This is a genomic window from Candidatus Poriferisocius sp. (assembly GCF_965208475.1).
Classification (GTDB): domain Bacteria; phylum Actinomycetota; class Acidimicrobiia; order Acidimicrobiales; family Bin134; genus Poriferisocius.
In genome coordinates this window covers 3,250,765-3,268,059 of the sequence record NZ_OZ242338.1, presented here as the reverse complement: position 1 = coordinate 3,268,059, position 17,295 = coordinate 3,250,765, and the positions used below count along the sequence as shown (strand labels likewise).

Genomic DNA, 17,295 nt, shown 5'->3' with positions numbered 1-17,295 from the left:
CCACCAAGACGTAACCCCGGCCGTTTGCCGAAGCAGGGACGGTTCCGGGATTTAGGCAAGTGAGGATACCGCCCGATGTCCAACCCGTCAACATTCGATCCCGCGATCATCATGAATCGCCTGAACCCAGACCGACTGAGGTCGTACCTCGAGGACTGCGACGACGACCTAGGCCGGGCACTCGACCTCTACGCTTGGAACGCGCAGATTGCTGCCGCCTTCCTCGAAGACCTTGGGCGGCTCGAGGTCGTACTTCGCAACCGCTTCGACGATGCCCTAACCGGGTACGTCTCATCGGCTGGTCACGCATCCCACTGGTTCGACCAAGCTGCCCTGTTCCCTGGAAAAGCAGCGGGCACATTCTCAAGGTGATCGAGAAAGCAAAACGAAGAGCTACAAGAGACGAACGGCAACCCATATCTCATGCCAAGGTGATCTCCGAACTCGGATTCGGATTCTGGAGATTCCTCTGTTCACCGCGTTATCACACCACTATGTGGGTTCCTGCTCTTGCTGCGCAGTTTCCGAACCATCCATCAACCGGACACGCGGCTCAAGTACGGGTTGACGTGGAATCTAGAATGAGGCCACTCCACTTCCTCAGAAACCGGGTGGCTCATCACAAGCCCATCCACCGCCGTGCGTTGGCAGATGACGCCGCAATGATCTTCGAACTCGCTCAATGGATGTGCTTCGACACCCACGCCTGGATGACTGGTCTTTCCCACATCCCCGGCGTTCTGGCCTCCAGACCATCCTGAAATCGACCAAAGCTCAGACCACCGGCGCAAAGAGCGTTGACCCAGGCAACAGTGCCTCGTACAGTGGTAGGTCAAGACCCCGGAACCGTCCCTGCCTCGGCAAACGGCCGGGGTTACGCCTTTGTGAGGGACTTCTTGCCCGCTGCGACAAGTGTGTCCGATTCTGCTTCGAGGAATTCGCTCACGCAGTGGGTGGTAGGTCTTCCTCGGTTAGCAAGTCACCCCAGATCAGCCACAGGTCACGAAGCAAGGGATTGTCGAGGCGATCTTCCTTGCCAAGCTCGCAGAACCTGCGCAAGCCCAGCCCGGTCGCTTCCGCATTCCTCTTCAACATCTCAACGATGTCCTCTCGTGGAACAGTCAAACTGGCCATGAGGTCTCCTCAGCGTCTCCCCAGAGTGTGGCATCTGGAGCGCCTTCGTTTGGAGCCTATCGACGGCAGCGACAACCAGCGCCACTGCTCTTTCAACGAGATCTTGAGCTGAACTGGGGTTCATGGTCAAGGAGTCTGCTGATGGCGTCGCCTCCTTGTGGTCCGCCGCTGGGTGCTCGTGCCGAATCGGCCTTCGCCCCCGGTAGCCTCCATTCGGCTGCCGAAGGGTACCTATCGCGACTTTGAGTCGCCCTCACTTCCCCCTAAAGGCGTAACCCCGGCCGTTTGCCGAAGCAGTGACGGTTCCGGGGTTTTCACAAGTGAGGATACCGGCCGATGCCCGCATCGTCAACGTTCAATCCCCAGGTCATCCTAAGTCGCCTGACCATCGACCGAATGAGGTCGTACCTCGAGGACTGCGACGACGACCTAGATCTGGCACTCGACCTCTACGCTTGGAACGCGCAGATTGCTGCCGCCTTCCTCGAAGACCTTGGACGGCTCGAGGTGGTACTCCGCAATCGATTCGACGAGGCCCTAACCGCCCTGGCCGCATCGGACGGCTTGCCTCACCCCTGGTACGACCACCGCACGCTCTTCCCCGGCCGCGGCAGCAAGCATATTCTCAAGGTGATCGCGAAGGCGAAAGGGCGGGCTACCCGACATGGGCAGCCACATCCACCCCAAAGCAATGTGATCGCCGAGTTGGGATTCGGGTTCTGGCGCTTCCTATGCACAGAGCGCTATCTCACTTCACTGTGGAGCCCGGCCTTGGCCTCAAGATTCCCGCACCATCCCACACCAAACAACGCTGTTCAGATTCAGGTCGACGTTGAGTCACGGATGGATCGTCTCCACTTCTTGAGAAACCGTGTCGCCCATCACGAGCCCTTACACCGTCGGGAATTGGCAGCTGACGCTGCGTTGATCTTGGAGCTCATACGATGGATGTGCTCCGACATGTATGCCTGGATGGCTGGCTTGTCCCGCATCCCTGCCGTATTGGCGTCCAGACCTGCCTGACAATCTGCTCAGCCTAAGAAAGTCGTTGCCCCAAACTTCTGCGCCTCGTAAACTTGGTGCCCTAAACCCCGGAACCGTCCCTGCCTCGGCAAACGGCCGGGGTTACGCCTTTCTCCGGGAAAGTACCTGCTCAGGTCGCTGTAGATCGAAGCCCGGGGTCGCGGTCGATGTAGGTGCGGACGAGGGTGATGAAGATGAGCATGACGGCGGAGAGGGCGGCGCCGGACCAGAGGACTAGGCGGGTGTCGCCGACAGCTAGCAGGCCGGCTACGACGGCGGGGCCGCTGACCTGGCCGATGCGGATGGCGGTGCCCCAGGCGGCCACCATGACCGCTCGGTGCTCCTCGGGGGCCAGGGAGGCGGCTCGGCTTTGCAGGGGGACCACCACCAGTTGGTCGGCGGCGCCCAGCACCAGCACGGGGGCGATTATCACCGCCAGCGAGGGCGACAGCGCCATTCCGGTGAGGCAGATGACGAACCCGATGTAGCCGACCCGCACCATCGTCGAAATGGAATGGCGACCGGCGATTCTTCCCATGCTGAGGGCAATCAATCCCGCTGTCACCGCAGGGAGCGATTGGATCACGCCACGGATCCCGACCGAGGCTCCGAACTCGTTCTCCAGGTGGATGGGCATGGTGGTGATTCCCACGGCGAAGAACACCAGGAACGTGAACGGTGCCACCAGTAGAAGCACTCCGACTTCGGGCTGCATCAGGTGGGGGCGGGCCTGGCGGAGTTGGTGGCGCAGCGGCTGGGGAGTCCGGCGCTCGTCGGGGGGCAACAAGGTGGCTGCGAACAGGGCCAGCACGATGGTGGCGGCGTGCATCGCGAACGGTCCCCGCCAGCCGAACAGCTCGGTGAGCAAGCCCCCGGCGGCGGGCAGCAGCGCCACGCTGAGGTTCATGGCCAGGGCGTTCTGCCCGATGATCCGGGTGCGCTCCACCCCCTCGTAGTTGTCGCCGATGATGACCAACGCCAGGCTCAGAAAGCCCGAGGAGCCCAGCCCCTGGATGAACCGGAAGGTCAACAGCATGGCCAGGTTGGTCGACGCCATAATGACCAGTCCGGCCAGCCCGAACAGCATCAAGCAGGGCACGATGATGCGCCGGCGGCCGTAGCGGTCGGCGGCCACCCCGATCACCGAGGCCATGAACAGGCCGGGGGCGTGGGCGGTCATCAAGATGAACACCGAGGTCTGGTCGGAGATGTCGAAGGCGTCGGCAATTTCGGGAATGGCAGGAGCGATAGAGGCGTTGGGAAGTATCACCGCGGCGCCGATCAGCCACACCACCATGAGCTGTGACCGCCGGAGTCCCACGACTCGACGGTATTGCCCTGCTCCGGCCAGTGGCATGATCTGGGGATGGAGATGGCGACGACCCGGGCCGAGGAGTCGTGAGCTTCCGCCGAATCGCGCTGCTAGTGGTATTGGTGCTGTTGGCCGCGGGCTGTACTACCAAGACCAAAGAGCTTCCCCAGGGGCCGCCCCGAGAGATTCGCATCATCAACAACGTGGAGGTGGCTGACGACGACCGCACCCTCACCGTCCGCTACTGGGGCACCGAGTGCGAGGAGTTCAGCGACGCCGAGATCGACTACGGCATCACCCAGATAGAGATCGCCGTCTACGCCCTAGTCACCACCGAAGAGTGCCAACGCTCCGGTCTCCAACAATCCGCCACCATCACCCTCGACCAGCCGCTGGATAACCGCATAATCATCGACGCCAACACCGACACCGTGGTCTGGGAGTTCTGAGAACCCGTCTAGGTAGGAATCAGCTCAATGCTGTCACCGTGAAGCGCGGCCAGTCCCCTGTCGAGCGTCACAAGCGATCCATCGAAATGCGAAGCCAGTTCAACCAAGTACGCATCCGTTACCTGCCGATGGCCGATAACACCGGTCATCATCGAAGCGCCATAGCCGATCTCATCGGGCCAAAAGACATGCTGGGGAAGTTCAACGATCTGATGTAGCGCCCCGAGCGCTACTTGAGCCGTCTCTCCGGCACGCATGAGATACCGCAGAAGAGTTACCTGGGTCATCGGGCAGGTCGCGAATCGGTCGTTTCTGGGGTCGAACCAACCCCACGCCTGACCGTGATGGACATGTTCTGAAACCGTCAGAGCAATGAGGACGTTGCCGTCGAGCAATGCAGTTGTCATTCATCTTCCAGCGAACGGACATCTTCGGCGGTAACAGGACGGCCCACGCTTATGATCGGCCAGCCTGACCGAGCAGTTTCAGGAGCAGCCTGGGACGAGATGCCCTGGCGGATGAACTCAGTCAGCACCTCGCTCATGGTTTTTTGCTGTTGGTGGGCCAATTCACTGGCAAGGGTGTGAACGTCATCAGGGAGATCAACCGTCGTTCGCATCATTGCATCATAACATCAGTACATCATTGTTCGCTCAGGTTGAGGTCTACAGCGATCGGACTTTGGGGCGATAGGAGGCAACAGCCTTCGGCAACGGGCGGTGTCTCGGCGATGTCTCGGGTGAAGAGACCGGGGGTTACGGCGCCGTGGACTTGTGGGGGTCCGGGGAGGGCGGCGGCAACGCTCAGGGCGGCGTGTTGGCCGATGGCGGAGTCTAGGTAGTTGGTGACGACGACCTTGCGGCCTTGGTCTGTCCAGCGGCGGGCGGCGGCGTAGGCGGTACGGGGGCCGCCCAGGGCCATGGGCTTTACCACCACGACGGCGATTGCTTCGGGAACTTGGTCTTGGGCTGCACTCAGGCTGTCGTCCACCGCCACAGGTACCGGGGACTGCTCGGCTATTTTGGCTAGAGCCTCAATGCCAACCACCGGCTCCTCGACGTATTCGATGTCGTACTGTTCGAGCTGGGTCAAGACGGTGACCGCTTGCGCCATGGTCCACGCTCCATTGGCATCAAGGCGCAGTCGAGCGGCGGTGCCGATAGCGCCGCGCACCGCGGCCACCGCGGCCATTTCCTCATCCAGATCAGACGCACCTACCTTCAGCTTCACCGTGCGATACCCATCGACTACCGCAGCAGCCGCGCCATGGGCGTCGCTGACCAGGGCGTTCAACTCCACCGAGCCGGATACCGGTCGGCCGGCAGCCAACACCTCAGACTGCCTTCGACCGGCGCGCTGGGCCTCCAAATCAAGCAGAGCCAGCTCGACAGCACCGTGGGCGAACCGTTCGCCGGGCAGAATGGATGATTCGGGTCCCGCCGCCCATGCTTCCAACGCTCGTCGAGTTGCCGATAGGTCGGCGCCTGGCCATCCGGGCAAGGGCATGGCCTCTCCCCAACCGCTGAGGCCGCCATCGAAAATCTGCACCAGGATCCCATCTCTTCGAGTGATCGCTCCCCGGCTTGTAATCACCGGATGGCGCAGCTCTAAGGAAACCTCGGTCAGCTCGACACGCATTGGATTACCGCGGCTGCGGTTGCGTCGGGGGCTTCAAGGTGGGTGGCATGGCCGGCGTCGGGAATCACACAGACATCAGCCTGGGGTATAGCTGCGGCCATGTCACGGGCGATGGCCGCGAACTTGGTGTCGTCTTCGCCGACGATGAGGGTGCAGGACATGGACAGCTCCCGCAGGTGGCACCCGATGGGCTCGACCGCTCCGGCTCCCATGCCCCGCAGGCTGAGGGCCAAGCCTCGGGGGTCGCAAGCCAGCCGCTGTATCCGAAGCCCGGCTCGCTGGACGACTGACAGCCGATGGCGCTGGGTGGCGAACAGGGGGCGGTCGGCCCAGTAGTCGGCGAACCACTCGACACCCTCCGATTCGATTCGGCTGGCCAATGCCTCGTCGGCGGCTATGCGCTCGGCTCGCTCGGCGGGATCGTCGATACCGGCTCGAGCGCCGATGAGGGCCAGCGCCACAACCCGGTCGGGACAAGCCAGCGCGATGTGGAGCGCCACCCGGCCCCCCATCGAGTAGCCCACCAGGGCGAACCGCTCCAGGTCGGAGGCTGAGGCAAGTACCCCGCTTACCGCAGCGGCCATGGTGTAGTCGGCTGGGTCGTTGGAAATCAGCCCTGGTCCGTGGCCGGGAAGATCGAGGACCACAACTGGATCGGGCAAGCGACTGGCGAGCGGGGCCATTGCCGCCGCCGATCCGGTGAATCCGTGCAGGACCACGGTGGCCGTCTCGGTCATATCGACAAGTCGGCAAGCAGACGGCGTTGACTCATGGCCGCCTTGTGATCGACCGGTACCTCGATCACGGTCACCCCGGTGGCCTTGGCCACCGCGCCGGATAGGTCATCAGCGCGCTCGGCCCGGCAGTAGTTGACGCCCATGCCTCGCACCAGTTCGCCCAGATCGACTCCATGGGGGGTATGGAACAGTTCTTCGAAGTGGACCTCGCGGCTGCCACTGGCCACCGGCAAGAGCGAGAAGATGCCGCCGCCGTCGTTGTTGGGCACCACCATGGTGAGGTCGGCATCAGTTAGGGACGCGGCCAGCAGCCCGCCGATGTCGTGCAGCAGCGCCACATCGCCGACCAGGGCAGCAACGGGCTGGCCGAGGGCCAGGGCTGCCCCCAAAGCCGACGACACCACGCCGTCTATGCCGTTGGCCCCACGATTGGCCAGCACCCGGCGGGGCAGGGCGTCTGGGGGCCAAAAGGTGGTCGCGTCCCGCACCGGCATGCTGCTGGACACATACAGCGCCACCTCCGGTGGCAGAGCCCGCAGCAAGGTGGCGGCCAGCAGCGGCTCCAGCAGATCAGAGGAGCCCAAGACCTCCGCCACCCCATCCCATGCTTCGGCGGCCGCTTCGATCCAGCTCGCGGCCCAGGCATCATCGGCAGAGCCCATTCGGGCCGAGGCCGCACCCAGCAGCGCCACCGGATCAGAGGGCAGTGCTTGCGTCCATCCGAACGACGGGTCCTCCCATCGACGGCGAGGGTCCACCAACAGCCGATCAGACGCCGGGCAGGAATCCACAACATCGACGACCGCCCGGTTGCTGGGCGGTCCGCCGAGGCGAACCAGCACATCAGGAGCCAGATCAGCGCGGCCTAGCACCCACTCGGCTCCGTCCAAGACCAGCGGCCTTCGACCTCGGAGCTGGGATCCGACATCGGCCACCACCGGCCATCCGGCCGCTTCAGCAAAGCCGACAATGGCCGCCGCGCCGGCGTCGTCCACGTCCAGCGCCCCAGAAACGATCAGCCCCCGACGACCGGCCAGGCGGCTCACTGCCTCCACGTCGGCGTCGACCAGGGGGCGGACGGGAACGACCGGTCGGCCCACCGTTGACGACAAGCGGGGAATCGGACCCTGGGGCTCCAACGGCTTGCGGAACGGCCAGTTCAGGTGCACCGGGCCGGGGTTGGGCCCCGCGCCAGCGGTGGTGGCCGCCCGCACGGCCAGGCGGGCAAAGTAGTCGGGCTGGTCGAGATCGCAGGGCGCTTCGGCGAACCAGCGAACGTGGTCGCCGTACAGCTTCACCTGGTCGATGGTCTGGCCCGCTCCGGCGTCTCGGTGCTCAGGCGGGCGATCGGCGGTACACACCACCAGCGGCACTCCGCTGTGATGGGCCTCCACCACCGCGGGTAGATAGTTGGCTGCCGCGGTGCCCGACGTACACACCAGGGCCACCGGACGGCCCGAAGCCTTGGCCATCCCCAAGGCGCAGAACCCGGCCACCCGCTCGTCGAGCAGCACGGTGATCCGGAGGCCGTCCTGGTTGCGGGCGGCAACCGCCAGCGGGGTGGAACGGGATCCAGGCGAGATCACCACGTCGGTCACCCCGCTGGCCGCCAGCTCGGCCCAGAATCGGCCGGTGGCCCGGTAGGCGAGATCGGTCATGTGACCACATCCAATATCGCAGCCAGCTTGATGTCGGTCTCGGCCAGTTCTTGCTCGGGGTCGGACCCGGCCACGATTCCGGCCCCGGCGATAAGCCGCATTCCGCCGGGACTGATCAGCGCCGATCGCAGGGCCACGTAGAACGAGCCGCAGCCCCGATGGTCGATCCACCCCACCGGGCCGGCGTACCACCCTCGGTCGAGCCCTTCATTCTCTGCGATCCACTGTTGGGCGAACGTGCTCGGCGTGCCCCCCACTGCGGGAGAGGGGTGCAGGGCGCCCACCAACCGCAGGGCCATGCCTGGCTCAGGAGCGATCCGCCCAGAAACCATCGTGCTCAGGTGGTGAATGCCGGGCAGGGTCAGGACCTCGGTTTCGCCGGTGGGATCCAGTTCCACGCCAGCCAAGGCCAGCCGCGTCCGCAGATATTCCACCACATAGTGGTGCTCGGCCTGCTCCTTGGGATCAGACGCCAACCGCTGGGCGTTGGCGTCATCACCAGCCGGAGTCGAGCCCCGGGGAGCGGTACCGGCCACCGCGAAAGTTGTGACCACATCGTCGTCAAGCTCCACCAGCACCTCGGGGCTAGCCCCCACAAAACACGGCGCCCCCCGACCGAAGCCGAACACAGCACACGAATCGAAGCGGCTCGACAACCGGGCCAAGACCGCCGCGGGGTCGATGCTGCCAACCGCCTCCACCTCCCGAGCCACCACTACCTTGGCCAACTCTCCGGCATCGATGGCACCGGTGGCCTGCTTCACTGCATCCCGATATGAGGGGCGGGTACCGTCCTCAACCCGAAGCGCACCGCCTGGCCAGATGTCATCAGTGCCCGGTTCCGTCCCCCGTACCAACCGCTCCGGTACCACCAGTCTCCCGCTGGGAAATCCGGCCCACGCTCCCGATGCCGGCTTGTCGGCGAACCCGAATCCGGCAAACGCGATCTCCCCCTCATCCAACAAATCAGCAGCGGCCCCGGCTGCGGCATCAAACCGCCAAGCACCATCCACCTCAACGGCCCGGGCCGCCCCCAAACCGGCCATCGCCTCATCCCCAGGAGCACGCCAATACACCCGGTCGCCGCCCGCCCAGTGGGCGAACTCATCCAGAGGCGTCATTGCACCCGCTCCGCCAAGCGGGCCGCGGCCCTGCTCAGCAAGGTCCGGCGGAAGTGCTCGCCCACCAAAGCCACCACCTGGGGCACCAGCGCCTCCACCAACGGGGTCAGGTTCTCCAAGTCGTCGCTGTCCAAGTTCTCGGTACCCATAGCGGCCAAAAACAAATCAACCGCCTCGTCCACCACTGCCTCCACGTTGCGGGCATGGCGAACAGCCAGACGAGCCAGGTCCGGCACGCTCACCCCAACCGAGACGAGAGCGGCTCCGGCTTGCAGCATGGTGACCGCGTCTTCTTTGAACCGACCAAAACCGTCGGGGATCACCAGTCCGGCATCAATGGCCAAGTCCACCTGCTCGGACATCAAGCCCGACACTTCGATCAACTCAGCCCGGCTGAGCCCCTCTTCTGCCATCCCCAAAGCGTAAACCCAACAGAACCAATAGCCATCTCGCAGCAAGAGATCACCATCGCCGAAGAGCCGCCACTGTGAGCCGATGTTGGCGGCTCTGGTGTGGGTTATCGTCAAAACGCCATGAGCTTCGCATCGCTCCTTCTGGAGCCCGAACTGCCCGTCGGGCCGGACACGCCCGGGGTGATAGTTGCCCGGCCCGACGGCGACGAGGTGACCTCCTACTTCGATCTGGTGGAAGCAGCCCGGCGACTGGTGGCCACCCTGGTCGATGCCGGAGTCGCTCCCCGCACGCCGGTGGCCTGTCTGCTTCCGCCCAGCGCCGACGTGGTGGCTGCTTTTTTCGGCACGTGGGCAGCCGACGGGGTGTACGTGCCGGTGAACCCCCGCCTTTCCGACCCCGAGATCGACCACATCCTCAACGATGTGAGCCCCGCCGCGGTGATCGGGCAGCCCGAGCAGCTCCAACGGGTGAAGGCGCCCATCACCCGGATCGCAGCCGATGGCGAAATGGGATGGTCTGTGGCGGAGCGCCGGACCACCAATCCGGCCTTCCATGATCCGGGCATCGCCACAGTATCGTTCACCTCAGGCACCACCGGCAGGCCCAAGCCCATCGAGCTGCAATCCGACGCGGTGCTGCGACTGATGGACACGATCGTCTCCACGGTGCGCAAAGGCCGAGAACCCACCGAGCGGCCGACCATGCCAAACGTCATCCCGGTGTCCACCTCGCTGTGGGCCGGGATCTACAACGTGATCTTCGCCGTCCGCACCGGAAGCCCAGTGCTGCTGATGCCCACCTTCGACGCCTTGGAATACGCCCGAATCGTGAGCCAATACCAGATCGCCTCCACCGTGCTGCCGCCGGCGGCCATCACCATGCTCAACGACGAGCCAAGCATCGACAGCCTCGAACCGCTGAAGATCGTCCGCTCCATCACCGCACCCCTGTCCCCCTTGCAGGCCCGCCGCTTCTTCGGGCGGTTTGGCGTGATGGTGCTAAACGGTTATGGGCAGACCGAAGTGGGCGGCGAGATCGTGGGCTGGACCGCCCGGGACTTTCGGGAGCATCCCGAGAAGCTAGGCGCCGTTGGCCGTCCCCACGACGGAGTGGAGCTGCGGTTCGGCGAAAACGACGAGCTGTGGGTCCGCACCGCCTACACCGCATCTTTGGACAAGAAGGGGCGAATGGGCGACCGCCTCGATGACGAGGGCTTCTTTCGCACCGGCGACATCGCCCGCCTCGACGCCGACGGCTTCTTGTGGATCGAGGGCCGGGAGTCGGACATGATCAACCGGGGAGGGCTCAAGGTATTCCCCGCCGAGGTGGAGGAGGTGCTGCTGCTGTCAGAGGCGGTGTCCGACGCCTCGGTAGTGGGAGTGCCCGACGACCGGTTGGGCGAGGTTCCCCACGCCTACGTGGTGCCCGCCAGCGGCCGCGCCGCCCCCAGCGGCGACGACCTGAAACAGCTGTGCCGCCAGCACTTGGCCCCCTACAAGGTGCCGGTGGCCTTCGAGGCGCTAGAAGCCCTGCCCCGCAACGAGGTGGGCAAAGTGCTGCGCCGAGTCCTCATCGACCAAGCCGTCGGCCTCCCATACTGAGCTGAGGCTTCAATGCCCATTTCAGTCGATTGAGCCTTCACTGATTTCTTTTTCTTCACTGATTTCACTGTCTTCACTGTTTTCTTTTTCTTCCACAATGGCCCAACAGACCCCGAAGCCCCCTCAACCTGGCCCGCCCTTGGGTTCTATGGGCCAGTTATCAGGTCAACCACGATTATCTGGCCAAGCAACTCAGACAATGGGGCACGAGCCATACGAGCGTCAAGGGTCAGCAGGGGAGCGGCAAGCACAGCGGCGAGCGCAACGAAAGCAGCGTCATATGCCGTGAGGTTGCTGCGAAGCCTCCAGATCAGAGGCAGTAGCAACTCGTGGGTGTACCGCACGGCGTCCAGGTCGGCGAGGGCGCTCAGGGCACGCTCGCCCGTCTGTGCCGTAATCTCGCCCGAAGCTGTATAGCGGCGCACTACTTGGGCCACCTCCACGTCGAGCAATGCTGGAGCATGCAAGGAGTCGGTCGCCATGATCCGATCACCGACCTGATCAGCGAGGGAAAGGCCGAGAAGCCACTCCACTGCGGCCGAGGAGTCGAGGACGATCACCTCGCGTCGCGCTCAGCCCGAACGGCGTCGGCCGCCGATTCGGTGACGGTTATGCGCTCGAATGCGGCCACCCGCTCGACCATCTCGCGGCGAGTGGGCCGCTGCATGGCCCGACTCAGCTCACTGAGCGCATATTCGGAGAGTGACTGGCCCTCAAGGGCGGCCCGGGCCTTCAAACCCCGGTGGAGGTCGTCGGGTACATTGCGGATCTGAAGCGATGCCATGCAATCAGCATACTTGCATGCAGTCTGCTGATCGAGAGTGTGGCCCACGCAGTCCCGGCAGCCTCACGAAGTCTTGGGCGAGGGGGTGTAGTTCTCTAGTTCGGGGATGATCTCTTTGCCCAGAAGCTCGATGGTGCGCATGATCGACTCGTGGGAGTGGTAGCCGAACTGCACGTAGCAGATGAGCTGGTCGACGCCGAGGTCGGCGTAGTGCTTCATCTTCTCGTAGCAGGTGTCCACGTCGCCCACCACGATCATGTCGGCCTCGTCGAAGTGGTGGATTAGATCGTCGATCCCCTCCTCCATCAGCGGCTTGAGCAGCGGGAAGGTGGCGTCGCGCTCCTCTTGTGACAGCTCGGGCAGCTCCCAGTCCAAGGTGAACTGGGCCAGGTTGGTGTACCACCACTCCACCGACTTCCACACCTCGTTGTCCAGCACCTGCTGGGGGGAGTCGGCGCAGTGAACCAGGGTGTAGGCCGCAGTGGCGTTGGTGGTCACGTCGGTGATGGGCTCGGGATTCTCGGCCGCGGCCCGGTAGTTGCGGATGTGGCGGCCCATGGCCTCCAGCGGCTGCATGATGGAGAACGACAGCATGCCCATGCCCGCCTTGCCGGCTACTGCCGCGGAGTTCTCCGAGGCGCACGCCATCCACGCCGGCGGGTGGGGGTACTGCATCGGCTTGGGCGTCACCATTCGCTTGGGGAACTTGAACCGGGGCGAGTCGTACTCGAAGTACTCCTCCCGCCACATCCCGCACACGATCTCGATGGCCTCTTTCCAGTCGTCGCGAGACTTCTCCCGGTCGACGCCGAAGGCGATCTGCTCCATGGGGGTGGACCGACCGGTGCCCCACACCGCCCGGCCGTTGGACAAAATGTCGACGGTGGCCACCTTCTCGGCGATTCGCTGCGGCGGGATGAACCCGAACGGGGTCAGGGTCACGCCGAAGCCCATCTTGATGTTCTCGGTCACCATCGACAGGGCACCGAGGAACACCTCGGAAGCAGGGCAGTGCGAGCGTCCCTCACGGAAGTGATGCTCCACCGCCCAGATGGTGTTGAACCCGAAGGAGTCAGCCAACTTGATCTGCTCGACGGCGTCCTTGTAGGCCTTCTGCTCCCGCTCCCTTTGACCCCAGGGATGGGGCTTTCCCCATGGCTTGGGCGCATCAACCTCGTACAGCAAGTCCAACTTCATGGCGGTGACGTTACCGACCAGCCTCCGATCAGCGCATCTTGGAGCCGACACTGGGGCCGACCTCGGCCTCGGCGTCGGCGGCCAGCCGGAATCCCATGTGCCCGGTGGTGGAATCGGGGCCGTTGGCGTGGCGGGCGGCCACCCGATACCGGTTGCAGTAGGAATCGTGGCACAGGTACGACCCGCCCCGGATGGCCCTGACCCGGCCCTGGGGAGGTCCCATCGGATCGACTAGCGGCCTCTCGGAGGGGAACCGGTTTTCGAACCAGTCAGCGCACCACTCCCACACGTTGCCCGAGCAGTTATAGAGGCCGAACCCGTTGGGCTGGTACTCGTCCACCGGGGCAGTGCCCACGTAGCCGTCCTCGGCGGTGTTGTGGCTGGGGAACTCGCCCTCCCAGATGTTCAGCCGGGGCACCCCGTCGGGACACAGCTCGTCGCCCCAAGGCAGCCGGGCCTGCTCCAGCCCGCCCCGAGCGGCATGCTCCCACTCGGCCTCGGTGGGCAGCCGGGCCCCGTACCAACCCGCGCACGCGGCGGCGTCAAACCACGACACATGGACCGCCGGGTGGTCGCCCCGTTCCTCCACCGCCGACTGTGGCCCTTCGGGCCGGGACCAACAGGCCCCTTCCACCTGCCGCCACCACTCGGCACCCACCACCCCTCGGGTGGGCTGGAAGTCGTCGGGCAGCAACCCGCCGAACACGAACGACCATCCCTCCCGCTCGGCGATGGTCACGTGCGCGGTGGCTTCCACGAAGGCGGCAAACTCGGCGTTGGTCACCGCGGTGGCCGCGATCTGGTAGGGCCTCAGCACCACCTCGCGCACCGGTCCCTCGCCATCGCCTTCGAACCACACCTCGTCGGTGCCCATCAGGAACGACCCGCCGGCCAGCGCTACAAACTCCACCTCAGGGTCATACCATGAATCCATGAAGACAACCGGAATCATCTTCGCCGGCCTCGACTGCGACGCCGACGCCATCGAGGGCTGGAACCGCTGGTACGACCTCGAGCATCTGCCTCCCAACATCGCCCTCCCCGATGTGATGCACGGTCGCCGCTATGTGGCCCCGCCCAGCCACCAGGCGCTGCGACCCGACGGCTGCGACGAGGCCTTCTCGGAGGGCCGAAGCGCATTTCTCACGGTCTACTGGCTGTGCGGAGACGTGGACGGGGTGATGGCCACCATGACCGAGTACCGAGAAGTGCTGGTAGAAGCCGACCGGATGTTCCCCGACGAGAAGAAGGCCGTGAGGCTGGGCGACGCCCTGGCCCTCGATTGGGCGGTGGCTGATCCGGCCCTGAAGGCCGACCCCGGCGACATCCCCCACATGTCCCACACCAACCTCCACATGGTGCTGCGCCGAGGCCTGGGCGACCAGAATTGGCACCGCGACGTATACGCCCCTGCCGCGGTGGCTGTCGACGGTGTGCATGCGGTGGTGTCGTTCACCTCCCGATTCGCCCCCGACACCGCTATCGACCTGCACATGATCGAGGGCGATCCCAACGAGGTGGTACCCGCACTGCGGGCCGCCACCCCCTCCCGGCCCGCCACCACCGATGTCGGCATGGACGGGCCGTTCCAACTCATCGAGCCGCTGCGCTACCCGTGGGCTGAGCAGATCCGCGGGTCATGGATGCCCCAAACGGTCGCCTGAGCGACCCGGCCTCCCATAGGGGAACCAAGCGGCGGGCCACCGGGGACTCCCCGTCGCTTCGCCGCGCCAAGCGCCGGGCCACCGGCCTACTGCTAGCGGCCGCCGCCCTATTCGTGGTCATTCGCCTGCTCACCGACGGCAACGGCTGGGCCGGCTACGTGGAAGCTGCCGCCGAGGCCGCCATGATCGGCGGGTTGGCCGACTGGTTTGCAGTGACCGCCCTGTTCAAACACCCCCTGGGCATCCCCATCCCCCACACCGCCATCATCCCCCGGCGCAAAGACGCCATCGGCGCCAGCCTGGGCGAGTTCGTGCAGGACAACTTCTTCGACCCCGACGACCTGGCCCGCTGGGTGGCCGATCGGGCGCCCGCCGAGGCTCTGGGGCGATGGCTAGCTGCCGAGGGAGACACTGGGCTGGTATCGGCTCCCGCCGTGGGCCGCCTGCTGGAATCGCTGGTGGACGGCGGGCACCACCGCTCCATGGTGGACGCCGCCGTGGAGCGGGCCGACCGCTTCCTGGTGGACAACCACGACGTACTGAGGGACCGCATCGTCGAAGAAGCCCCCATCTATACCCCCAAGGTGCTCGACCACCACATCTTCAACCGACTCCATCGGGGGGTGCGCGGAGTGCTGGCCGATATGGCCGACGATCCCGAGCACGAGTTGCGCCTGCGCATCGACGCCGGACTGCGAAGCTACAGCCAACGACTCCAAGCAAATTCGGCACTAGGCACCCGGGTAGAGGCCGCCCTGGTCCGAGTCGGACAGTCGTTGCAATCCGAATCCACCCTTCAGAACCGGGTCGACAGGTGGCTCGTCTCGGCAATGAGCTTGCTGGCCCGTCATGCCCAAGCCGAGGTGGCCAACGTGATCGGCACCACCGTGGCCCGCTGGGACGCCGACGACACCAGCACCCGCATCGAACGCCGAGTAGGCCGCGACCTCCAGTTCATCCGCATCAACGGCACTCTCATAGGCGCCCTAGCCGGCCTAACCATCCACGGAATCAAGCAGGTGCTCTAGTCGCTGAACTGAGCCCGCAGCTCGTGCTTCAGCACCTTCCCGGTCGCATTGCGGGGCAGCGAGTCCACGATCTCTAGCTGCTCGGGGATCTTCTGGGGCATGATCCCTGACGACCGGAAGTGGCCCCCCACCTCGGCCAAAGTAAGGCCGTCTGCTCCAGTAGCCAGCTCCACTACCGCGCACACTCGCTCGCCTCGCTCTTCGTCGGGCAGGCCGATCACCCCGGCGTCCAACACCTTGGGGTGGGCGAACAGCAGGTCCTCGATCTCGGTGGCCGAGATGTTCTCCCCTTTGCGGATGATGATGTCTTTCACTCGGCCGGTGAGCGTCACGTACCCGTCGGCGTCCAGACGACCCACATCGCCGGTGTGGAACCAGTCCCCGTCGAACGAGGCGGCGGTCAGCGCCTCGTCCATGTAGCCCCGACACACCATGGGCCCCCTGATCCACAACTCCCCCTCTACGCCGACCTCGGCCGGGCCGCCGTCGAAGCCCACCACCTTGATCTCCGCCCCGGCCAGCGGTCGGCCCTCGGTCTCCGCCAGCTTCTCGTCGGGGTCGTCAGGAGTGTTCTGGGCGATGATCGGCGCCTCGGTCATACCCCAGGCGTGGCCGCACCCCTGCCCGCCCATCTCGGCCATCACCTCGTAATGCTGAGACCCAGGCATAGGGGCTCCTCCCCCCGAGCAGAGCCGGAGCTGAGGCAGGATCGGCTCACCGGGCTGCTTGCGCTGCTCGGCCAAGAACGCCATGAAAAAGGCCGGACCCCCGCCCACCAGGGTGACGCCGTGGCGGGCGAACAACGCAGTGGTCCCCGCCGGGTCGAACGTCTCGGCGATCACCAGGGTGCAGCCCGAGCTCAACGACACCGACAGGTTGGACACTCCGCCGATGTGGGCAAACGGAAAGGCCAGCCCGAACTTGTCGTCGGCCGTGACGTGCTGGCGCTCCACCATGGCAATCCCCGACGCCATCACCGAGGTATCGCAATGACGAGCACCCTTGGGGTTCGACGTTGTGCCCGACGTGTAATACACCCACCGGATTTCCTCGGCGTCCTGCGGGGCAGGAATGTCGTCCAGCACCGACGGATCCCCGGTGGGCAGTTCTCCATCGCACACCACAACGTCCAGCCCGTCGACCTCGATGGCAATCCCCTCCGCCATGGCCTGGTAGTCGAACCCCCGCCACACCGACGGCACCAAGAACAACTGCGCCCCCGTCTGCCGAATGCAAAACCCCACCTCTCGCTCCCGATAAACCGGGATGATCGGATTCTGCACCGCCCCCAACCGGGCCAACGCCGCCTGCAACACCAGCGTCGAAGTCCAAGTCGGCAACTGCCAAGAAACCGAAACCCCCGCCCCCGCCCCCAACTCAACCAACCCCGCCGCCACCCACAACGCCGATTCCCGATACCCCCCAAACGAAAGCACCCGATCCCGATCATCAACAATCATCGGAGCGTCGGGCGTCAACTCCGCCCGCCTCTCCACCATCCCCCAAAACGTCCCGCCTGTGAGCATTCGATCAGA

Annotated in this window: 20 protein-coding genes; 6 read left to right on the top strand and 14 right to left on the bottom strand. The window is 65.0% G+C overall.

What is annotated here, in order from left to right:
* Positions 1–75 precede the first annotated feature (75 nt).
* Positions 76–372: a hypothetical protein gene (locus ACOGXA_RS15400; protein WP_419924732.1), complete on the top strand. Its 297-nt coding sequence runs from the start codon at positions 76–78 to the stop codon at positions 370–372.
* 570 nt (positions 373–942) lie between these two features.
* On the opposite strand, the gene ACOGXA_RS15395 is transcribed toward ACOGXA_RS15400, so the two are convergent.
* On the bottom strand, positions 943–1,134 hold the full coding sequence (locus tag ACOGXA_RS15395; protein ID WP_419924731.1) for a hypothetical protein: 192 nt from the start codon (positions 1,132–1,134) through the stop codon (positions 943–945).
* A gap of 336 nt (positions 1,135–1,470) precedes the next feature.
* On the opposite strand from ACOGXA_RS15395, the gene ACOGXA_RS15390 reads away from it, so the two are divergent.
* Complete coding sequence (locus ACOGXA_RS15390; protein WP_419924730.1) at positions 1,471–2,157, top strand: hypothetical protein; 687 nt, start codon at positions 1,471–1,473, stop codon at positions 2,155–2,157.
* Positions 2,158–2,287: 130 nt separating this feature from the next.
* On the opposite strand, the gene ACOGXA_RS15385 is transcribed toward ACOGXA_RS15390, so the two are convergent.
* On the bottom strand, positions 2,288–3,478 hold the full coding sequence (locus tag ACOGXA_RS15385) for an MFS transporter (RefSeq protein ID WP_419924729.1): 1,191 nt from the start codon (positions 3,476–3,478) through the stop codon (positions 2,288–2,290).
* Between the two features lie 77 nt (positions 3,479–3,555).
* On the opposite strand from ACOGXA_RS15385, the gene ACOGXA_RS15380 reads away from it, so the two are divergent.
* Positions 3,556–3,918, top strand: coding sequence for a hypothetical protein (locus ACOGXA_RS15380; RefSeq protein ID WP_419924728.1), 363 nt, complete (start codon positions 3,556–3,558; stop codon positions 3,916–3,918).
* A gap of 8 nt (positions 3,919–3,926) precedes the next feature.
* On the opposite strand, the gene ACOGXA_RS15375 is transcribed toward ACOGXA_RS15380, so the two are convergent.
* The 7 genes from ACOGXA_RS15375 to ACOGXA_RS15345 all read right to left on the bottom strand — a co-directional run bounded on the left by ACOGXA_RS15375 (position 3,927) and on the right by ACOGXA_RS15345 (position 9,485).
* On the bottom strand, positions 3,927–4,325 hold the full coding sequence (locus tag ACOGXA_RS15375) for a TA system VapC family ribonuclease toxin (protein WP_419924727.1): 399 nt from the start codon (positions 4,323–4,325) through the stop codon (positions 3,927–3,929).
* Entirely contained in the window at positions 4,322–4,537 is a 216-nt protein-coding gene (locus ACOGXA_RS15370; RefSeq protein ID WP_419924726.1) for an antitoxin, read from the bottom strand. Before ACOGXA_RS15370 ends, ACOGXA_RS15375 begins: the two co-directional genes overlap by 4 nt.
* A gap of 23 nt (positions 4,538–4,560) precedes the next feature.
* The gene (locus tag ACOGXA_RS15365; RefSeq protein ID WP_419924725.1) at positions 4,561–5,466 is read right to left on the bottom strand and encodes a mandelate racemase/muconate lactonizing enzyme family protein; all 906 of its coding nucleotides are present in this window, start codon (positions 5,464–5,466) and stop codon (positions 4,561–4,563) included.
* A gap of 74 nt (positions 5,467–5,540) precedes the next feature.
* Positions 5,541–6,293 (bottom strand): 2-succinyl-6-hydroxy-2,4-cyclohexadiene-1-carboxylate synthase, encoded by a 753-nt coding sequence (gene menH / locus ACOGXA_RS15360; RefSeq protein WP_419924724.1) that lies wholly within the window; start codon positions 6,291–6,293, stop codon positions 5,541–5,543.
* Positions 6,290–7,951, bottom strand: a complete 1,662-nt coding sequence (gene menD, locus ACOGXA_RS15355; RefSeq protein ID WP_419924723.1) for a 2-succinyl-5-enolpyruvyl-6-hydroxy-3-cyclohexene-1-carboxylic-acid synthase — start codon at positions 7,949–7,951, stop codon at positions 6,290–6,292. Before menD ends, menH begins: the two co-directional genes overlap by 4 nt.
* The gene (locus tag ACOGXA_RS15350) at positions 7,948–9,072 is read right to left on the bottom strand and encodes an isochorismate synthase (RefSeq protein ID WP_419924722.1); all 1,125 of its coding nucleotides are present in this window, start codon (positions 9,070–9,072) and stop codon (positions 7,948–7,950) included. Before ACOGXA_RS15350 ends, menD begins: the two co-directional genes overlap by 4 nt.
* A complete protein-coding gene (locus tag ACOGXA_RS15345) occupies positions 9,069–9,485 on the bottom strand; it encodes a hypothetical protein (RefSeq protein WP_419924721.1) in 417 nt (138 codons plus the stop codon). The genes ACOGXA_RS15350 and ACOGXA_RS15345 overlap by 4 nt, the downstream gene beginning before the upstream one ends.
* A gap of 120 nt (positions 9,486–9,605) precedes the next feature.
* Here ACOGXA_RS15345 and ACOGXA_RS15340 point away from each other — a divergent pair, with 120 nt between their 5' ends.
* Complete coding sequence (locus ACOGXA_RS15340) at positions 9,606–11,087, top strand: class I adenylate-forming enzyme family protein (RefSeq protein WP_419924720.1); 1,482 nt, start codon at positions 9,606–9,608, stop codon at positions 11,085–11,087.
* A gap of 146 nt (positions 11,088–11,233) precedes the next feature.
* Here ACOGXA_RS15340 and ACOGXA_RS15335 read toward each other — a convergent pair whose 3' ends face one another.
* From ACOGXA_RS15335 to ACOGXA_RS15320, 4 genes are all read right to left on the bottom strand, one after another.
* Positions 11,234–11,647 (bottom strand): type II toxin-antitoxin system VapC family toxin, encoded by a 414-nt coding sequence (locus ACOGXA_RS15335; protein ID WP_419924719.1) that lies wholly within the window; start codon positions 11,645–11,647, stop codon positions 11,234–11,236.
* Positions 11,644–11,871 carry a FitA-like ribbon-helix-helix domain-containing protein gene (locus ACOGXA_RS15330; RefSeq protein WP_419924718.1) on the bottom strand — a complete coding sequence of 76 codons (228 nt, stop codon included), beginning with the start codon at positions 11,869–11,871 and terminating at the stop codon, positions 11,644–11,646. The genes ACOGXA_RS15335 and ACOGXA_RS15330 overlap by 4 nt, the downstream gene beginning before the upstream one ends.
* 63 nt (positions 11,872–11,934) lie before the next feature.
* Positions 11,935–13,068: an LLM class flavin-dependent oxidoreductase gene (locus ACOGXA_RS15325; RefSeq protein WP_419924717.1), complete on the bottom strand. Its 1,134-nt coding sequence runs from the start codon at positions 13,066–13,068 to the stop codon at positions 11,935–11,937.
* 28 nt (positions 13,069–13,096) lie between these two features.
* Positions 13,097–14,002 (bottom strand): formylglycine-generating enzyme family protein, encoded by a 906-nt coding sequence (locus ACOGXA_RS15320; protein ID WP_419924716.1) that lies wholly within the window; start codon positions 14,000–14,002, stop codon positions 13,097–13,099.
* On the opposite strand from ACOGXA_RS15320, the gene ACOGXA_RS15315 reads away from it, so the two are divergent.
* The gene (locus ACOGXA_RS15315) at positions 14,001–14,732 is read left to right on the top strand and encodes a hypothetical protein (protein WP_419924715.1); all 732 of its coding nucleotides are present in this window, start codon (positions 14,001–14,003) and stop codon (positions 14,730–14,732) included. The two genes, ACOGXA_RS15320 and ACOGXA_RS15315, sit on opposite strands and share 2 nt — an antisense overlap.
* A complete protein-coding gene (locus ACOGXA_RS15310) occupies positions 14,708–15,760 on the top strand; it encodes a DUF445 domain-containing protein (protein ID WP_419924714.1) in 1,053 nt (350 codons plus the stop codon). The genes ACOGXA_RS15315 and ACOGXA_RS15310 overlap by 25 nt, the downstream gene beginning before the upstream one ends.
* Here ACOGXA_RS15310 and ACOGXA_RS15305 read toward each other — a convergent pair.
* Positions 15,757–17,286, bottom strand: coding sequence for a class I adenylate-forming enzyme family protein (locus ACOGXA_RS15305; RefSeq protein WP_419924713.1), 1,530 nt, complete (start codon positions 17,284–17,286; stop codon positions 15,757–15,759). The two genes, ACOGXA_RS15310 and ACOGXA_RS15305, sit on opposite strands and share 4 nt — an antisense overlap.
* Positions 17,287–17,295: the final 9 nt, after the last annotated feature.